Source organism: Aeromonas sp. AE23HZ002T15 (assembly GCF_054165525.2).
Genome location: NZ_CM201342.1, coordinates 2,824,066 through 2,839,128 on the forward strand (window position 1 = coordinate 2,824,066; position 15,063 = coordinate 2,839,128).

Below are 15,063 nucleotides of genomic sequence, written 5' to 3' on the forward strand. Positions count from 1 at the left end.
TAATCCCCATGCACAACTTCACTCTGCACACCCCGACCAAGGTCCTGTTCGGCAAGGGCCAGGTCGCCCATCTGCGCGAGCAGCTCCCCAGGAACGCCCGCATCCTGATCACCTACGGCGGCGGCAGCGTGGTGCGCAGCGGCCTGCTGGCCCAGATCAAACAGGATCTGGCGGGCATGACCCTGTTCGAATTCGGCGGCATCGAGCCGAACCCCACCTACGAGACCCTGATGGGCGCCGTCGAACTGGCCCGCGCCGAGAAGGTGGACTTCCTCTTGGCGGTCGGTGGTGGTTCCGTGCTGGACGGCACCAAGTTCATCGCCGCCGCCGCCCACTACGATCTGGCCCAGGATCCCTGGCACATCCTAGAGACAGTCGGCGGTGACGTGGCCTCCGCCATTCCCCTCGGCGCCGTGCTGACCCTGCCGGCCACCGGCTCCGAGATGAACATGGGGGCCGTCATCACCCGCAAGAGCAGTGGCGACAAGCAGCACTTCTTCTCCCCCTTCGTGATGCCGCGCTTCGCCGTGCTGGATCCCGTGCTCACCTACACACTGCCGGCCCGTCAGGTCGCCAACGGCGTGGTGGATGCCTTCGTCCACACCCTGGAGCAGTACCTCACCTACCCGGTCGACGCCAAGGTGCAGGATCGCTTCGCCGAAGGCCTGCTGCTGACCCTGGCCGAGGAAGGCCCCAAGGCGCTGGTGGAGCCGGAAAACTACGACGTGCGCGCCAACATCATGTGGAGCGCCACCCTGGCTCTGAACGGCCTGATCGGTGCCGGCGTGCCCCAAGACTGGGCGACCCACATGCTGGGCCACGAGATCACCGCCCTGCACGGCCTCGACCACGCCCAGACCCTGGCCGTGGTACTGCCGGCCCTGCTCGATGCCAAGCGTGAGCAGAAACGCGCCAAGCTGCTGCAATACGCCGAGCGGGTCTGGGATCTGCGCAGCGGCAGCGAGGAGGAGCGCATCGACGGCGCCATCGCCGCCACCCGCGACTTCTTCGAGCGCATGGGGATCAAGACCCGGCTGCGGGACTACGGCATGGCCGACGCCCAGATCGACACCCTGCTGGCCAAGCTGGAAGAGCACGGCATGACCGCCCTCGGGGAGCACGGCGACATCGATCTTGCCCAGAGCAAGCATATTTATGAGGCGGCCTGGTAAGGGGCGCATGCCCACCGATGGCGCCGGCCACAGATGAATAGCGGGGCCCTTCCTCTGCCTGCGGGCGGGGAAGCGGCCCCTTAACGTTACAAAACGGTTACTTTTTTCCGCTTCGTCTCATCCCATGCGCCAACGGCAGATTTCGTAAGAACAAAAAACGCTAAGATAGAGGGCCGGTTAAACATTTTTTTTGACTGGTTGGATCACTTTTTTTGGTGCTTTTTGCTGGTATAAGTCGCTAATTTAGTTTGTTTTTTTTAATCATGGCCCTCGGTGGGCTGAAATCTGTACCGGCGCCGTCCGGGCTGCGGTTGTAATAAAACTCCAAAATTTGATACTAATCACCTTCGCGCCTGAAAAGCGGGGGCCTGACCATGACAGGAGGTTGAGGTAAAGCCTGCTGATTTTCATAACAAAGGGCCCGTGACCTGCACTTTGGTCATGCCTTGTCGGCTCAGACATGAGAGACTGGGCAATGATTGTTTATTAACCATCAGGGAATAGTCATGCAGATTGGAATACCGAGAGAGAGTCTCGCCGGTGAGACCCGGGTCGCAGCGACCCCGGCCACCGTCGAGCAGCTGAAAAAGCTCGGCTTCGAGGTTGCTGTCGAGGCCGGTGCCGGCCAGCTGGCCAGCTTCGATGATGCCGCCTTCGAGGCTGCCGGTGCCAGCGTGGTGCCGAGCGTCTGGCAAGCCGACCTCATCTTCAAGGTCAATGCGCCGACCGACGCCGAGATCGCACAAATTAAGGATGGTGCCACCCTGGTGAGCTTCATCTGGCCCGCACAGAACCCCGAGCTGGTCGAGAAGCTGTCCGCGCGCAACATCAATGTGATGGCGATGGACATGGTGCCGCGGATCTCCCGTGCCCAGTCCCTGGATGCCCTCTCCTCCATGGCCAACATCGGTGGCTATCGCGCCGTGGTCGAAGCCGCCCACCAGTTCGGTCGCTTCTTCACCGGTCAGATCACCGCCGCCGGCAAGGTTCCCCCTGCCAAGGTATTGGTGATCGGTGCCGGCGTTGCCGGCCTGGCCGCCATCGGGACCGCCGGTTCCCTCGGCGCTATCGTGCGTGCCTTCGACACCCGTCTGGAAGTGGCCGAGCAGATCGAGTCCATGGGGGGTGAGTTCCTCAAGCTGGACTTCGGCGGCGAAGATGGCGCCTCCAGCGACGGCTACGCCAAGGTCATGTCCGACGAGTTCATCAAGGCCGAGATGGAGCTGTTCGCCCAGCAGGCCAAGGAAGTGGACATCATCATCACCACAGCCCTGATCCCGGGCCGTCCCGCTCCCAAGCTGATCACCAAAGAGATGGTGGACAGCATGAAGCCGGGTTCGGTGATCGTGGATCTGGCGGCCGCCACCGGCGGCAACTGCGAATACACTGTGCCGACCGAGCTGTTCGTCACCCCGAATGGCGTCAAGGTGATCGGCTACACCGATCTGCCGGGTCGTCTGCCCGCCCAATCCTCCCAGCTCTACGGTACCAACCTGGTCAACCTGATGAAGCTGATGTGCAAGGAGAAGGACGGCCAGGTCGCCATCGACTTCGAGGACGTGGTCCAGCGCAACATGACGGTGATCCAGGCCGGTGAAGTGACCTTCCCGCCCCCCGCGATTTCCGTCTCCGCCGCCCCCCAGAAGCCGGCCGCCAAGGCTGCGCCGAAGAAGGTTGAAGAGAAGAAACCCTCCAACAAGAAGTTCGTCTGGGGTGCCCTCGGCATCGCGGCCTTCGGTTGGGTGGCTGCGGTGGCCCCTGCCGCCTTCCTCTCCCACTTCACCGTCTTCATCCTGGCCTGCGTGGTCGGTTACTACGTGGTGTGGAACGTCTCCCACTCCCTGCACACGCCGCTGATGTCGGTCACCAATGCCATCTCCGGCATTATCGTGGTCGGTGCCCTGCTGCAGATAGGGCAAGGGTCGACCCTGGTCACCGTGTTGGCCTTTATCGCCGTGCTGATTGCCAGTATCAACATCTTCGGTGGCTTCACCGTTACTCAGCGCATGCTGAAGATGTTCCGTAAGGATTAAGGGGGTTTAACGTGTCTCAAGGACTGGTAACAGCATCCTATATCGTTGCCGCCGTGCTCTTCATCCTCAGTCTCGCGGGACTGTCGAAGCAAGAGACGGCCAAGCATGGCAACCTGTTCGGTATCGCGGGTATGGCCATCGCCCTGCTCGCCACCGTGTTCAACCCGGAAACCAGTGGCGTGCACTGGATCATCCTGGCCATGGTCATCGGCGGCGCCATCGGCGTGCGTCTGGCGCTCAAGGTCGAGATGACAGAGATGCCCGAGCTGGTGGCCGTGCTGCACAGCTTCGTGGGCATGGCGGCGGTGCTGGTGGGCTTCAACAGCTTCATCGATCTGCACCCCTCCGCACCCGCCGAGGTGGTGGTCTCCGTCGGTTCCAACCTGGATGCGACTCTGGCGGCTGCCCGGGCGGCGTTCGAGCAGGCGGCCAGCATCGCCCAGGTCGAGCACCTGTCCGGCGCCATGCTGAACATTCACCTGGTGGAAGTCTTCCTCGGTGTCTTCATCGGTGCAGTGACCTTCACCGGCTCCATAGTCGCGTTCGGCAAGCTGAGAGGCCTCATCTCCTCCAAGCCGCTGCAACTGCCCCATCGCCACAAGCTGAACCTGCTGGCCGTGCTGGTCTCCCTGGCGCTGATGATCCACTTCGTCAACGCCGGTGGCTCCACCTTCGCCCTGCTGCTGATGACACTGATCGCCTTCGCGTTCGGCTGGCACCTGGTCGCCTCCATCGGTGGCGCGGACATGCCGGTGGTGGTCTCCATGCTGAACTCCTACTCCGGTTGGGCGGCGGCGGCGGCGGGCTTCATGCTCTCCAATGACCTGCTGATCGTGACCGGTGCCCTGGTGGGTTCCTCCGGTGCCATCCTGTCCTACATCATGTGCAAGGCGATGAACCGCTCCTTCATCTCGGTGATCGCCGGTGGCTTCGGCTCCGACGGCGTGGCCTCCACCGTCGACCAGGAACTGGGCGAGTACCGCGAGACCAACGCCGAAGACGTGGCCGACATGCTGAAAAGCGCCAGCTCCGTCATCATCACCCCGGGCTACGGCATGGCGGTGGCGCAGGCCCAGTATCCGGTGGCCGAGATCACCCAGAAGCTGCGTGATCGCGGCGTCAAGGTGCGCTTCGGTATCCACCCGGTTGCCGGTCGTCTGCCGGGCCACATGAACGTGCTGCTGGCGGAAGCCAAGGTCCCCTACGACATCGTGCTGGAAATGGACGAGATCAACGAGGACTTCGGCGACACCGACGTGGTGCTGGTGATCGGTGCGAACGACACCGTCAACCCGGCCGCCATGGAAGATCCGGGCAGCCCCATCGCCGGCATGCCGGTGCTGGAAGTGTGGAAGGCGCAGAACGTCATCGGCTTCAAGCGCTCCATGAATACCGGCTACGCCGGTGTCCAGAACCCGCTGTTCTTCAAGGAAAACACCCAGATGCTGTTTGGCGATGCCAAGGCCAGCGTCGAGGCGATCCTCAAGGCGCTGTAAGCGTTGCAAGGAATGTAAAAAGGAGGCTCAGGCCTCCTTTTTTATTGCCCGGGATCCGGCGGCCAGCCTGGGCCCCGGGCTAGTTGGCCTGGGGGGCGGTGAGAAGTGGCACTCGCCGGCGGGCAATGAGTGGGCTTGTTTGGAGCCTGAATCGTGATCCGGTTCGCAATCCGGTGACGTTCCTGCTGCTGGAAGGCATAATGGCGACAAAAGGCGAACGGGTTCAATTTTATTTGATTCTGACGTCATTAAAATCAAATAAAGTTACAGGAGGGGGCAGGCCAGCGGCGGGCCACCCTCCCACCAGATCCATCCGGCCGGGCCAGCAATGTCACGCGGCACAGTGAATACGAGAACCACAGATGAAAGCACAATGGACCGATTTCATAACCCTGCTCAAGCGTGAAGTGGTGCCGGCCCTTGGCTGCACCGAACCCATGTCGGTGGCGCTGGCGGCGGCCAACTGCCGCAGGCTGCTGGGGCGGGATCCGGCCCGCATCAGCGTCTGGGTCAGCGGCAACCTGTTCAAGAACGGCATGGGGGTCGGGGTGCCCGGCACCGGCATGATAGGCCTGCCGGTGGCAGCCGCCGTCGGTATCACGGGAGGCAACCCGGACGCCGGCCTCGAGGTGTTGAAGACCCTGACCCCGGCCCAGGTGGAAGCCGCCAAGGGGCTGCTGCCCATCATCCAGGTGGATGTGAAGGACGTGCCGGACGTGCTCTACGCCGAGGTGCTGGTGGAGGCCGAGGGCCACAGCGCCCGGGTAGTGATCTGTACCGATCACACCCGCATCGTGCTGATGGAGAAGGATGGCGAGGTGCTGATGGAGCAGGCCAGCGCCCCCGGGGTGCAGATCCAGCCCGCCAAGTCCGACAAACCCACCATGACCCTGAAGGAGATAGTCGACTTCGCGCTGCAGGCCCCCCTCGCCGACATCGACTTCATCCGCGAGGCGGCCAGCATGAACCAGGCGCTGGCGGACGAGGGGTTGCAGGGCTATGGCCTGCGCATCGGCAAGATCCTCACCGAACAGGTGGAGCGCAAGCTGCTGTCGGACGATCTGATGACGCTGGCTATGCGCCTCTCCTCGGCCGCATCGGATGCGCGCATGGACGGCGCCATGCTGCCCGCCATGTCCAACTCGGGCTCCGGCAACCAAGGCATAGCCGCCACCATGCCGGTGGTGGCCGCCGCCCGCTTCCTCAAGGCGAGCGACGAGCAGCTGGCACGGGCCCTGGTGATGAGCCACCTGGTAGCCATCTACATCAAGGCCTATCAGAACAAGCTGTCGGCCCTGTGCGCCGCCAGCACAGCCGCCATGGGCTCGGGGGCCGCCATCACCTGGCTGCTCGGGGGCCAGTTCGAGCAGATCAGCCACTGCATCAACAACATGATTGGCGACGTTTCCGGTATCATCTGCGACGGGGCAGGCAGCGCCTGCTCCATGAAGGTCTCCACCTCCACCTCGGCAGCGGTCAAGTCCTCCCTGATGGCCATCAACAACCTGAGAGTGCCCCAGAGCGAGGGCATAGTCTCCGACGACGTGGACCAGACCATCGCCAACCTGGGCCGCCTCTCCAAGCAGGGGATGCTGGATACCGACATCGAGATCATCAACATCATGCGGGCCAAGCAGCAAGGCAAGGTGAGCTGATGAGGAGGGTGGCACAGGCCACCCTCTGTTTTTGACTGACGCCACCCCGGCCATACCGGGGGGCGGGCCGCCACGATGCGGCCAGTTTCAGGGCGGATGCACATGAGGTGCTCGTCCTTTCACCTCGGGCCCCGCCCGTCATTTTGGGGAATATCATGACACTTAGCGTTATCGGTAATCTGGCCATCATGGTCATGTTGCTGCTGTTTCTCTATCGCCTGCAGCAAACCCACGTCAGCTTCACCCGCCGGGTCTTCGCCGGTCTCGGCCTCGGCATACTGTTCGGTGGCGCCCTGCAGCTGTTGTACGGGGTCGGCTCCGACGTCCTGGTGAAGACCAGCGACTACCTGGACATCGTCGGCAGCGGCTATGTGAAGCTGCTGCAGATGATCATCATCCCCCTCATCATGGTCTCCATCATAGGCGCCATCCTGAAGCTCTCCGGCGGCAGCGCCCTCGGCAAGATCAGCGGCCTGACCATAGGGGTGCTGATCTTTACCACCATGATCGCTGCCGGGGCGGGCATCCTGATGTCCAACCTGTTCGGCCTGACCGCCGAGGGGCTCACCGCCGGCGCCGCCGAGACCGCCCGTGGTGCGGCCCTGCAGACCAGCCTCGGCAGCGTCGAGAGCATGTCCTTCGCCAAGATGGTGCTGGAGTTCATCCCGGCCAACCCCTTCCTCGACATGACGGGAGCTCGCAAGACCTCGACCATCGCCGTGGTGATCTTCTCCATCTTCATCGGGTTGTCGGCCACCGGCATCGCCCGCAAGCAGCCCGAGATCTTCGCGAGCTTCGAGCGCTTCATGCAGGTCGCCCACGTCATCGTCATGCGGATGGTGACCCTGGTGCTGCGCCTCACCCCCTATGGCGTGCTGGCGCTGATGGCCAAGGTGGTGTCCGGCTCCAACTATGCGGACATCCTGAACCTGCTGAACTTCGTGCTGGCCTCCTACGGCGCCATCGCCATCATGTTCGCCGTGCACTTGCTGCTGGTGAGCCTGGTGGGGATCAACCCGGCCCGCTTCCTGAAGAAGATCATGCCGGTGCTGGCCTTCGCCTTCACCTCCCGCACCAGCGCGGGCTCCATCCCGATGAACGTGCAGACCCAGACCCGGGCCCTCGGCGTGCCGGAAGGCATCGCGAACTTCGCCGCCTCCTTCGGCGCCACCATAGGCCAGAACGGCTGTGCCGGCATCTATCCGGCCATGCTGGCGGTGATGATAGCGCCAACCGTGGGGGTCAATCCCATGGATCCCGGTTTCATCATGACACTCATCGCCATCATCACGGTCAGCTCCTTCGGGGTGGCCGGTGTGGGGGGCGGCGCCACCTTCGCGGCGCTGATCGTGCTCTCCGCCCTGGACTTCCCGGTGGCCCTGGCGGGCCTGCTCATCTCCATCGAGCCCCTCATCGACATGGGCCGCACCGCCCTCAACGTCTCCGGCTCCATCACCGCCGGCACCGTCACCAGTCGATTGATGGGACAGACCGACATGACGGTGTTCAACAGCGACGCCGAGATCAGCCTGGATGGGGAAGAGTCCAGGGTCTGATGCCAGTGTTCCCGACAGCGGATCAATGAACTATGTGAGGGGGAGGCGAGGCCTCCCCCGTCGTTACAGGAGTCAAGCAATGCGTATTGTGATCATTGGCGGCGAAGCCGCCGGCATGAGTGCGGCCGCCAAGGCCCGTCGTCTGGCCAGGGACGCCGAGATAGTGGTCTATGAGGCGTCCGAGGTGATCTCCTTCGGTGCCTGTGGCCTGCCCTACTTCGTCGGTGACGACTTCCAGAACCCCGGCTTCATGGCCGAGCTCAGCGTCGAGCAGTTCGCTGCCAAGGGGATAGAGGTAAAGATCGGCCACAGGGTGCTGAGCCTGGACGCGGCCACCCAGACCCTGGTCGTCGAGCACAATGGCGACACCTTCAGCGATCGCTACGATCGACTGATGATCGCTACCGGCGCCCGTGAGGTGATGCCCCCCATCCCCGGACTGCAGCAGGAAGGCGTGTTTGGCCTTCGCCGCATGGCCGACGGTCTGGCGCTCAAGGCGGCGGTGCAGGACGCGGGCAAGCGCAAGGCCGTGGTCATCGGCTCCGGCTTCATCGGGCTGGAGGTGGTGGAGGCCCTGGTTCATCAGGGCAAGGAGGTGCGTCTCATCGAGCTGGCAGAGCGGGTCATCCCGGATGCGTTTGACGAGGAAATTACCCAGCATATCGAGACCGAGCTGAGGGAGCAGGGGGTTAACCTGCACCTCGGCGAGCGGGTCGAGGCCCTACTGGGAGAGGGACGGGTGACCGGTGTGCGCACCGACAAAGGCGAATACGAGGCCGACATCGTCGTGGTCTGCACCGGGGTCAGACCCAACACCGAGTTCCTGGCGGAGACCGGCATAGTGCAACTGGCCAACGGCGCCATTGAGGTGGACCGCCAGGGCAAAAGCTCCTTGCCGAACGTCTGGTCGGCGGGGGATTGCGCCAGCGTCTGGCACAGTGTCAAGGAGCAGCAGGTCTATGTGCCGCTCGCCACCATAGCCAACAAGCTGGGGCGCATGGTGGGGGAGAACCTGGCGGGGGCCGAGCATGTATTCCCGGGCACCCTGGGCTCGGCGGCCCTCAAGGTGCTGGGGCTGGAGGCGGGTCGCACCGGGCTCTCCGAGAAGGAGGCCCAGCAAATGGGCATTGACTATCGCACCGTGGTCATCAAGGACAAGTGCCACACCAACTACTGCCCGGGCCAGTCCGACATCCACGTCAAGCTGGTGTATGAGGCCGGCAGCAAGCGACTGCTGGGCGGCCAGATCCTGGGTCGCAAGGGGGCTGTGCACCGCATCGATGCCCTGGCGGTCGCCATCACCATGGGGGTCACCACAGAGCAGCTAGGCATGCTGGACTTCGCCTATGCGCCCCCCTTCTCCCGCACCTGGGATGCGCTCAACGTGGCGGGCAACGTCGCCAGGTAAGGCACGAGGCGGCGCATGGACGTGTCGCCTCATTCTTACCGTACCGGCGATGGGCTCAAAGGGGTGAGATACCCTCTCCTTTATATGGGGAGGCGCCTGTACTCCTCTTCGTCGGGGGTGAGATTGGGTACGGATCGCCGGCAGCCACCCATAAAAAAACCGGAGCCTGAGACACCGGTTTTTCATTGCAGAACGATGCGTTCTCAGCCGCGGCCGAGGCGATTGTCCGGGTAGTTCTTGGCCAGCACTTCGCGGGCGTGGCGAGCCAGGGTCGGCATCTTCAGGGTCTCGTAGGAGTTCACCATGATCTCCAGTGCCTTCTCGGTCTCGACGGTGTCGGGGTAGGTCTCGACGATCATCTTGGCGCGGTTGGCGGCGGCGATCAGGGCGTCACGCTTGACGTAATACTCGGCCACGCTCAGGTCGTAGCGGGCGAGACGGGTCTTCAGACCGACCATGCGGGCACGGGCATCGGCCGCGTACTGGCTGTTCGGGTAGTTCTGCAGCAGTGTCTTGAAGTCCTGGAAGGCCTGACGGGCGTAGGCCGGATCCTTGTCATCCCGATTGATGCCGAGGAAGTCCTGGAAGAAGTTGTAATCCGCCGCCATGTTGGTCAGACCGCGCATGTAGAACACGTAATCGATATTCTTGTGAGCCGGGTTCAGGCGGATGAAGCGGTCGATATTGGCGATGGCCTGAGCGGTATCGTCCTGCTTGTAGTAGGCGTAGATGAGATCGAGCTGGACCTGGTTTGAGTAGGCGCCGAACGGGTAGCGGGAGTCGAGGGCTTCCAGCAATTCGATGGCATTCAGGTAGTTACCAGTGTCCAATTTGAGACGGGCTTGCTGGTACAGAACTTCCGGCGGTTCGTCGGGAACCTTGGGTTTGGTGCTGGAACAACCAGTGATCAGGGTAGCGATCAAGGCGAGTGACATCAGCAGGTGAGACTTCTTTCCCATCAACAACATCCGGTCCATTTCCACGAAATTGGCAAAGTATCCGTTATGCTTGGCTAAAAGAAAAGCTAGAATACCCGGATTATTTCGAATTGATACCCCCGCTCAAGAGACCATACATGAGCCAGCATATTGAACTGACAGGCGAATTTCAGGATCACCAATTCGGGCAACGGCTCGACCAGGCCCTGGCCGAATTGTTTCCCGACTACTCCAGAACCCGTATCAAGGAGTGGATTTTACAGGACAGAGTGACCCTGGACGGTCAGGTTGCCAATACCCCGCGCGAGAAAGTGCTGGCCGGGCAACAGGTACATGTAGATGTCGAGTTGGAGGCGGATACCCGCTGGGACGCCCAGAACATCGAGCTCAACATCGTCTATGAAGACGAACACATTCTGGTGATCGACAAGCCCGCCGGCCTGGTGGTCCATCCGGGCGCCGGCACGCCGGATGGCACCATACTCAACGCCTTGCTGCACCGCTACCCCGGCATCGCCGAGGTGCCCCGTGCCGGCATAGTGCACCGTCTGGACAAGGACACCACAGGCTTAATGGTGGTGGCCAAGACAGTGCCGGCCCAGACCCATCTGGTGGAGGCCCTGCAGGCGCGCCAGATCACCCGTGAGTACGAGGCCATCGCCATCGGTCACATGACCGCAGGCGGCACCGTTGACGCCCCCATCGGCCGTCACCCGACCCAGCGTACCCACATGGCCGTGGTGCCCAATGGTCGCCCGTCCGTGACCCACTTCCGGGTACACGAGAAGTTCCGCGGCCACACCCGTCTGCGGCTGCGCCTCGAGACCGGTCGTACCCACCAGATCCGTGTGCACATGGCTCACATCAAGCACCCGCTGGTGGGGGATCCCGCCTACGGTGGCCGTCTGCGCCTGCTGCGCAATGCGACTCCCGAGCTGACCCTGGCCCTGCGCAACTTCAACCGTCAGGCCCTGCACGCCACCATGCTGAAGCTGGCTCACCCCATCACGGGCGAAGTCATGGAGTGGCACTCCTCCACCCCGCAGGACATGCTGGATCTGATGGAAGTGCTGCGGGCCGATACCCTGGCCAACCCGGACGATCTGGTCTGGAACTGATAACAGCAGGCCTGCGTCGGTTTTTGCCGTAACCGGGCCCACATAAGATCCCAAGCGGGGCTTCCTCTCGGCCGATGAGGAGCCCCGCTTTCATATGAGGTGAATCAATGAAGGAGTCGCAGATGAACTGGATCGAACCGGACTGGCCGGCCCCGGCCCGTGTGCGGGCGCTGTCGACCACCCGGGACGGGGGGATCAGCGAGGGGGTCTTCCAGGGTCTGAACCTGGGTGCCCATGTGGGTGACAACCCCGCTAGGGTCGAGGCGAACCGGGCCCTGCTGCAACAGGGCGCAGGGATCCCGGGTCGGCTCAACTGGCTCAATCAGGTGCACGGCGTCGCCGTCCACCCCGTCGGCCATGAGTACGGCGTGGCGTCGGATGCGGATGCCGCCTGCGCCCTGCAAGCAGGGCTGGCTTGCATCGTCATGACAGCCGACTGCCTGCCCGTGCTGTTCTGTGACAGGGTTGGCACCCGGGTGGCCGCCGCCCACGCCGGTTGGCGCGGACTGCAAGCAGGAGTATTGGAGGCGAGCATAGCGGCCATGGGCTGTGCGCCAAACGATATTCTCGCCTGGCTCGGCCCGGCCATAGGCCCCACGGCGTTTGAGGTGGGGGGGGAGGTGCGCGATGCCTTTATGGCCGAGCAGGAGGAGGCGATCGCGGCTTTCGTGCCTTCTGCCAACGAAGGCAAATGGTTGGCGGATATCTACCAACTTGCCAGGTTGCGACTGGCCCGTGCCGGGGTGATCGCCGTCTATGGCGGCGAGCACTGTACCTTCAGCGATCCCGAGCGTTTCTACTCCTATCGCCGGGACGGCCAGACCGGCCGCATGGCCTCCATCATCTGGTTGGCGGAATAAACCGAGAGGCGCTTGTCGACACCCGCGAGAGCCTTCCCCGGCGCCGCCCTGTGATACGGGAGGCGCTCTTTTGGTTCCGCTATTGAGGGAAAAATAAACAGCCACCCCTTGAAATCCCATTCCAAGACCTCATCTTCCTTGTCAGAAAGTTATGTTGTTTGCCGCCTCGGCGGCGTCTGTCTGAAGAGGGGGAGTGCAATGCGCCTCGATCGCCTGACCAGCAAATTCCAAGTCGCTATTTCCGACGCCCAGTCATTGGCACTGGGCCGTGATCATCAATTCATCGAACCCGTCCACCTGATGACCGCCCTGGTCAACCAGGATGGTGGCTCCATTCGCCCGCTGTTGACCCTGACCGGGCTGGACATCAATGCCCTGCGCTCGCGCCTGGGTGAAGAGCTCGACCGCCTGCCCCGCGTCAGCGGTGTGGAGGGGGACGTTCAGCTCTCCAATGGTCTCGGCCGCCTGCTGAACGTCTGTGACAAGCTGGCCCAGCAGCGCAAGGACCAGTTCATCTCATCAGAGTTGTTCGTGCTGGCTGCCCTCGACGAGAAGGGCACCCTCGGCGAGCTGCTGCGCGCCCAGGGGCTGACCAAGGAGAAACTCGAAGCCGCCATCGACAAGGTGCGCGGTGGCAAGAAGGTGGATGACGCCAACGCCGAGGAGAATCGCCAGGCGCTGGAGAAATACACAATCGATCTCACCGAGCGGGCCGAGCTCGGCAAGCTCGACCCCGTCATCGGTCGTGATGACGAGATCCGCCGCACCATCCAGGTGCTGCAACGCCGTACCAAGAACAACCCCGTGCTGATCGGTGCCCCCGGTGTGGGCAAGACCGCCATCGTCGAGGGGCTGGCCCAGCGCATCATCAACGGCGAGGTGCCGGAGGGGCTCAAGAACAAGCGGGTGCTCTCCCTGGACATGGGGGCCCTGGTGGCCGGTGCCAAGTATCGCGGCGAGTTCGAGGAGCGTCTCAAGGCGGTCCTGAACGATCTAGCCAAGGAGGAGGGTAGCGTCATCCTCTTCGTGGATGAGCTGCACACCATGGTCGGCGCCGGCAAAGGTGAGGGGGCCATGGATGCGGGCAACATGCTCAAACCCGCCCTGGCGCGCGGTGAGCTGCACTGCGTCGGTGCCACCACGCTCGATGAGTACAGACAGTATGTGGAGAAGGATGCCGCCCTGGAGCGCCGCTTCCAGAAGGTGCTGGTGGAGGAGCCCTCGGTGGAGGACACCATCGCCATCCTGCGCGGCCTGAAGGAGCGTTACGAGCTGCACCACCACGTGCAGATCACCGACCCGGCCATAGTCGCGGCGGCCCAGCTGTCTCACCGTTACATAGCCGATCGCCAGCTACCGGACAAGGCCATCGACCTCATCGACGAGGCGGCGGCCAGCATCCGGCTGCAGATCGACTCCAAGCCGGAGTCCCTGGACCGGCTCGAGCGGCGCATCATCCAGTTGAAACTGGAGCAGCAGGCGCTGATGAAGGAGGACGACGACGCCAGTCGCAAGCGTCTGGATCTGCTGAACCAGGAACTTTCGGAAAAAGAGCGGGAATACAACGAGCTGGAAGAGGTGTGGAAGGCCGAGAAGGCCGCCCTCGCCGGCACCCAGCACATCAAGGCGGCGCTGGAGCAGGCCCGTCAGGATCTGGAGGTGGCGCGCCGGGCTGGCGACTTGGCTCGCATGTCCGAGCTGCAATATGGCCGCATCCCAGAGCTGGAGAAACAGCTGGATCTCGCCACTCAGGCCGAGATGCAGGAGACCAGCCTGCTGCGCAACCGGGTCACAGACGTGGAGATCGCCGACGTCTTGGCGCGCTGGACCGGTATTCCGGTGGCGCGGATGCTGGAAGGGGAGCGTGACAAGCTGCTGCGGATGGAGGATCAGCTGCACAGCCGGGTGATCGGCCAGGAAGAGGCGGTGGACGCCGTCTCCAACGCCATTCGCCGCTCCCGGGCCGGGTTGTCCGATCCGAACCGCCCCATCGGCTCCTTCCTGTTCCTCGGTCCGACGGGGGTGGGCAAGACAGAGCTGTGCAAGGCGCTGGCGGAGTTCCTGTTCGACACCCAGGACGCCATGGTGCGCATCGACATGTCCGAGTTCATGGAGAAGCACAGCGTGGCCCGTCTGGTGGGGGCGCCTCCGGGATACGTGGGTTATGAGGAGGGGGGTTATCTGACCGAGGCGGTGCGCCGTCGCCCCTACTCGGTGATCCTGCTGGACGAGGTGGAAAAAGCCCACCCGGACGTGTTCAACATCCTGCTGCAGGTGCTGGACGACGGTCGCCTGACCGATGGTCAGGGCCGCACCGTGGACTTCCGCAACACCGTGGTGATCATGACCTCCAACCTCGGCTCGGATCTCATCCAGGAGCACCACTCCGAGAAGGATTATGAGGAGATGAAGGGCATGCTGATGGAGGTGCTGACCCGCAGCTTCAGACCCGAGTTCATCAACCGGATCGACGAGACTGTGGTGTTCCATCCCCTCGGCGAGGATCACATCAAGTCCATCGCCCGCATCCAGCTCAAGAGCCTGATGGGCCGCCTGGAGGCCCAGGGTTACGAGGTGGAGGTGAGCGAGGAGCTGCTGACCAAGCTGGTGCATGCCGGTTTCGATCCCGTCTACGGGGCGCGTCCCCTCAAGCGGGCGATCCAGCAGAAGGTCGAGAACCCGCTGGCCCAGGCCCTGCTCAGCGGTCGGGTCATCCCCGGCAAGAAGCTGCTGCTGGGGGCCGACAGCAATGGGCTCACCATGAGCCAGCCATAAGGGTGTTATCGATGAAAACGCAGGCCTGGTGCCTGCGTTTTTATTTTCAGGG

10 protein-coding genes are annotated in these 15,063 nt (G+C 63.1%); 9 read left to right on the forward strand and 1 reads right to left on the reverse strand.

What is annotated here, in order from left to right:
• The first annotated feature begins 8 nt into the window (after positions 1-8).
• From yqhD to ACT5M9_RS13165, 6 genes are all read left to right on the forward strand, one after another.
• Positions 9-1,172 carry an alcohol dehydrogenase gene (gene yqhD / locus ACT5M9_RS13140; RefSeq protein ID WP_457982507.1) on the forward strand — a complete coding sequence of 388 codons (1,164 nt, stop codon included), beginning with the start codon at positions 9-11 and terminating at the stop codon, positions 1,170-1,172.
• A gap of 506 nt (positions 1,173-1,678) precedes the next feature.
• A complete protein-coding gene (locus ACT5M9_RS13145; protein ID WP_457982505.1) occupies positions 1,679-3,205 on the forward strand; it encodes a Re/Si-specific NAD(P)(+) transhydrogenase subunit alpha in 1,527 nt (508 codons plus the stop codon).
• Between the two features lie 11 nt (positions 3,206-3,216).
• Complete coding sequence (gene pntB / locus ACT5M9_RS13150) at positions 3,217-4,701, forward strand: Re/Si-specific NAD(P)(+) transhydrogenase subunit beta (RefSeq protein WP_457982503.1); 1,485 nt, start codon at positions 3,217-3,219, stop codon at positions 4,699-4,701.
• Positions 4,702-5,063: 362 nt separating this feature from the next.
• Positions 5,064-6,356 carry an L-cysteine desulfidase family protein gene (locus ACT5M9_RS13155; protein ID WP_457982501.1) on the forward strand — a complete coding sequence of 431 codons (1,293 nt, stop codon included), beginning with the start codon at positions 5,064-5,066 and terminating at the stop codon, positions 6,354-6,356.
• 155 nt (positions 6,357-6,511) lie between these two features.
• The gene (locus ACT5M9_RS13160) at positions 6,512-7,912 is read left to right on the forward strand and encodes an L-cystine transporter (protein ID WP_457982499.1); all 1,401 of its coding nucleotides are present in this window, start codon (positions 6,512-6,514) and stop codon (positions 7,910-7,912) included.
• Positions 7,913-7,991: 79 nt separating this feature from the next.
• Positions 7,992-9,320, forward strand: a complete 1,329-nt coding sequence (locus tag ACT5M9_RS13165) for a CoA-disulfide reductase (protein WP_457982497.1) — start codon at positions 7,992-7,994, stop codon at positions 9,318-9,320.
• 203 nt (positions 9,321-9,523) lie between these two features.
• On the opposite strand, the gene bamD is transcribed toward ACT5M9_RS13165, so the two are convergent.
• Entirely contained in the window at positions 9,524-10,279 is a 756-nt protein-coding gene (gene bamD, locus ACT5M9_RS13170) for an outer membrane protein assembly factor BamD (protein ID WP_438551504.1), read from the reverse strand.
• 116 nt (positions 10,280-10,395) lie between these two features.
• Here bamD and rluD point away from each other — a divergent pair, with 116 nt between their 5' ends.
• The 3 genes from rluD to clpB all read left to right on the forward strand — a co-directional run bounded on the left by rluD (position 10,396) and on the right by clpB (position 15,011).
• Positions 10,396-11,376: a 23S rRNA pseudouridine(1911/1915/1917) synthase RluD gene (gene rluD, locus ACT5M9_RS13175; protein WP_457982495.1), complete on the forward strand. Its 981-nt coding sequence runs from the start codon at positions 10,396-10,398 to the stop codon at positions 11,374-11,376.
• A gap of 122 nt (positions 11,377-11,498) precedes the next feature.
• A complete protein-coding gene (pgeF, locus tag ACT5M9_RS13180) occupies positions 11,499-12,236 on the forward strand; it encodes a peptidoglycan editing factor PgeF (RefSeq protein WP_457982493.1) in 738 nt (245 codons plus the stop codon).
• A gap of 198 nt (positions 12,237-12,434) precedes the next feature.
• On the forward strand, positions 12,435-15,011 hold the full coding sequence (gene clpB, locus ACT5M9_RS13185; RefSeq protein ID WP_457982492.1) for an ATP-dependent chaperone ClpB: 2,577 nt from the start codon (positions 12,435-12,437) through the stop codon (positions 15,009-15,011).
• Positions 15,012-15,063: the final 52 nt, after the last annotated feature.

Coding starts and splice junctions, on each gene's coding strand:
- ACT5M9_RS13155 (WP_457982501.1), top strand. CDS start 5,064: ATGAAAGCACAATGGACCGATTTCATAACCCTGCTCAAGCGTGAAGTG.
- rluD (WP_457982495.1), top strand. CDS start 10,396: ATGAGCCAGCATATTGAACTGACAGGCGAATTTCAGGATCACCAATTC.
- ACT5M9_RS13145 (WP_457982505.1), top strand. CDS start 1,679: ATGCAGATTGGAATACCGAGAGAGAGTCTCGCCGGTGAGACCCGGGTC.
- yqhD (WP_457982507.1), top strand. CDS start 9: ATGCACAACTTCACTCTGCACACCCCGACCAAGGTCCTGTTCGGCAAG.
- bamD (WP_438551504.1), bottom strand. CDS start 10,279: ATGGGAAAGAAGTCTCACCTGCTGATGTCACTCGCCTTGATCGCTACC.
- ACT5M9_RS13165 (WP_457982497.1), top strand. CDS start 7,992: ATGCGTATTGTGATCATTGGCGGCGAAGCCGCCGGCATGAGTGCGGCC.
- pgeF (WP_457982493.1), top strand. CDS start 11,499: ATGAACTGGATCGAACCGGACTGGCCGGCCCCGGCCCGTGTGCGGGCG.
- clpB (WP_457982492.1), top strand. CDS start 12,435: ATGCGCCTCGATCGCCTGACCAGCAAATTCCAAGTCGCTATTTCCGAC.
- ACT5M9_RS13160 (WP_457982499.1), top strand. CDS start 6,512: ATGACACTTAGCGTTATCGGTAATCTGGCCATCATGGTCATGTTGCTG.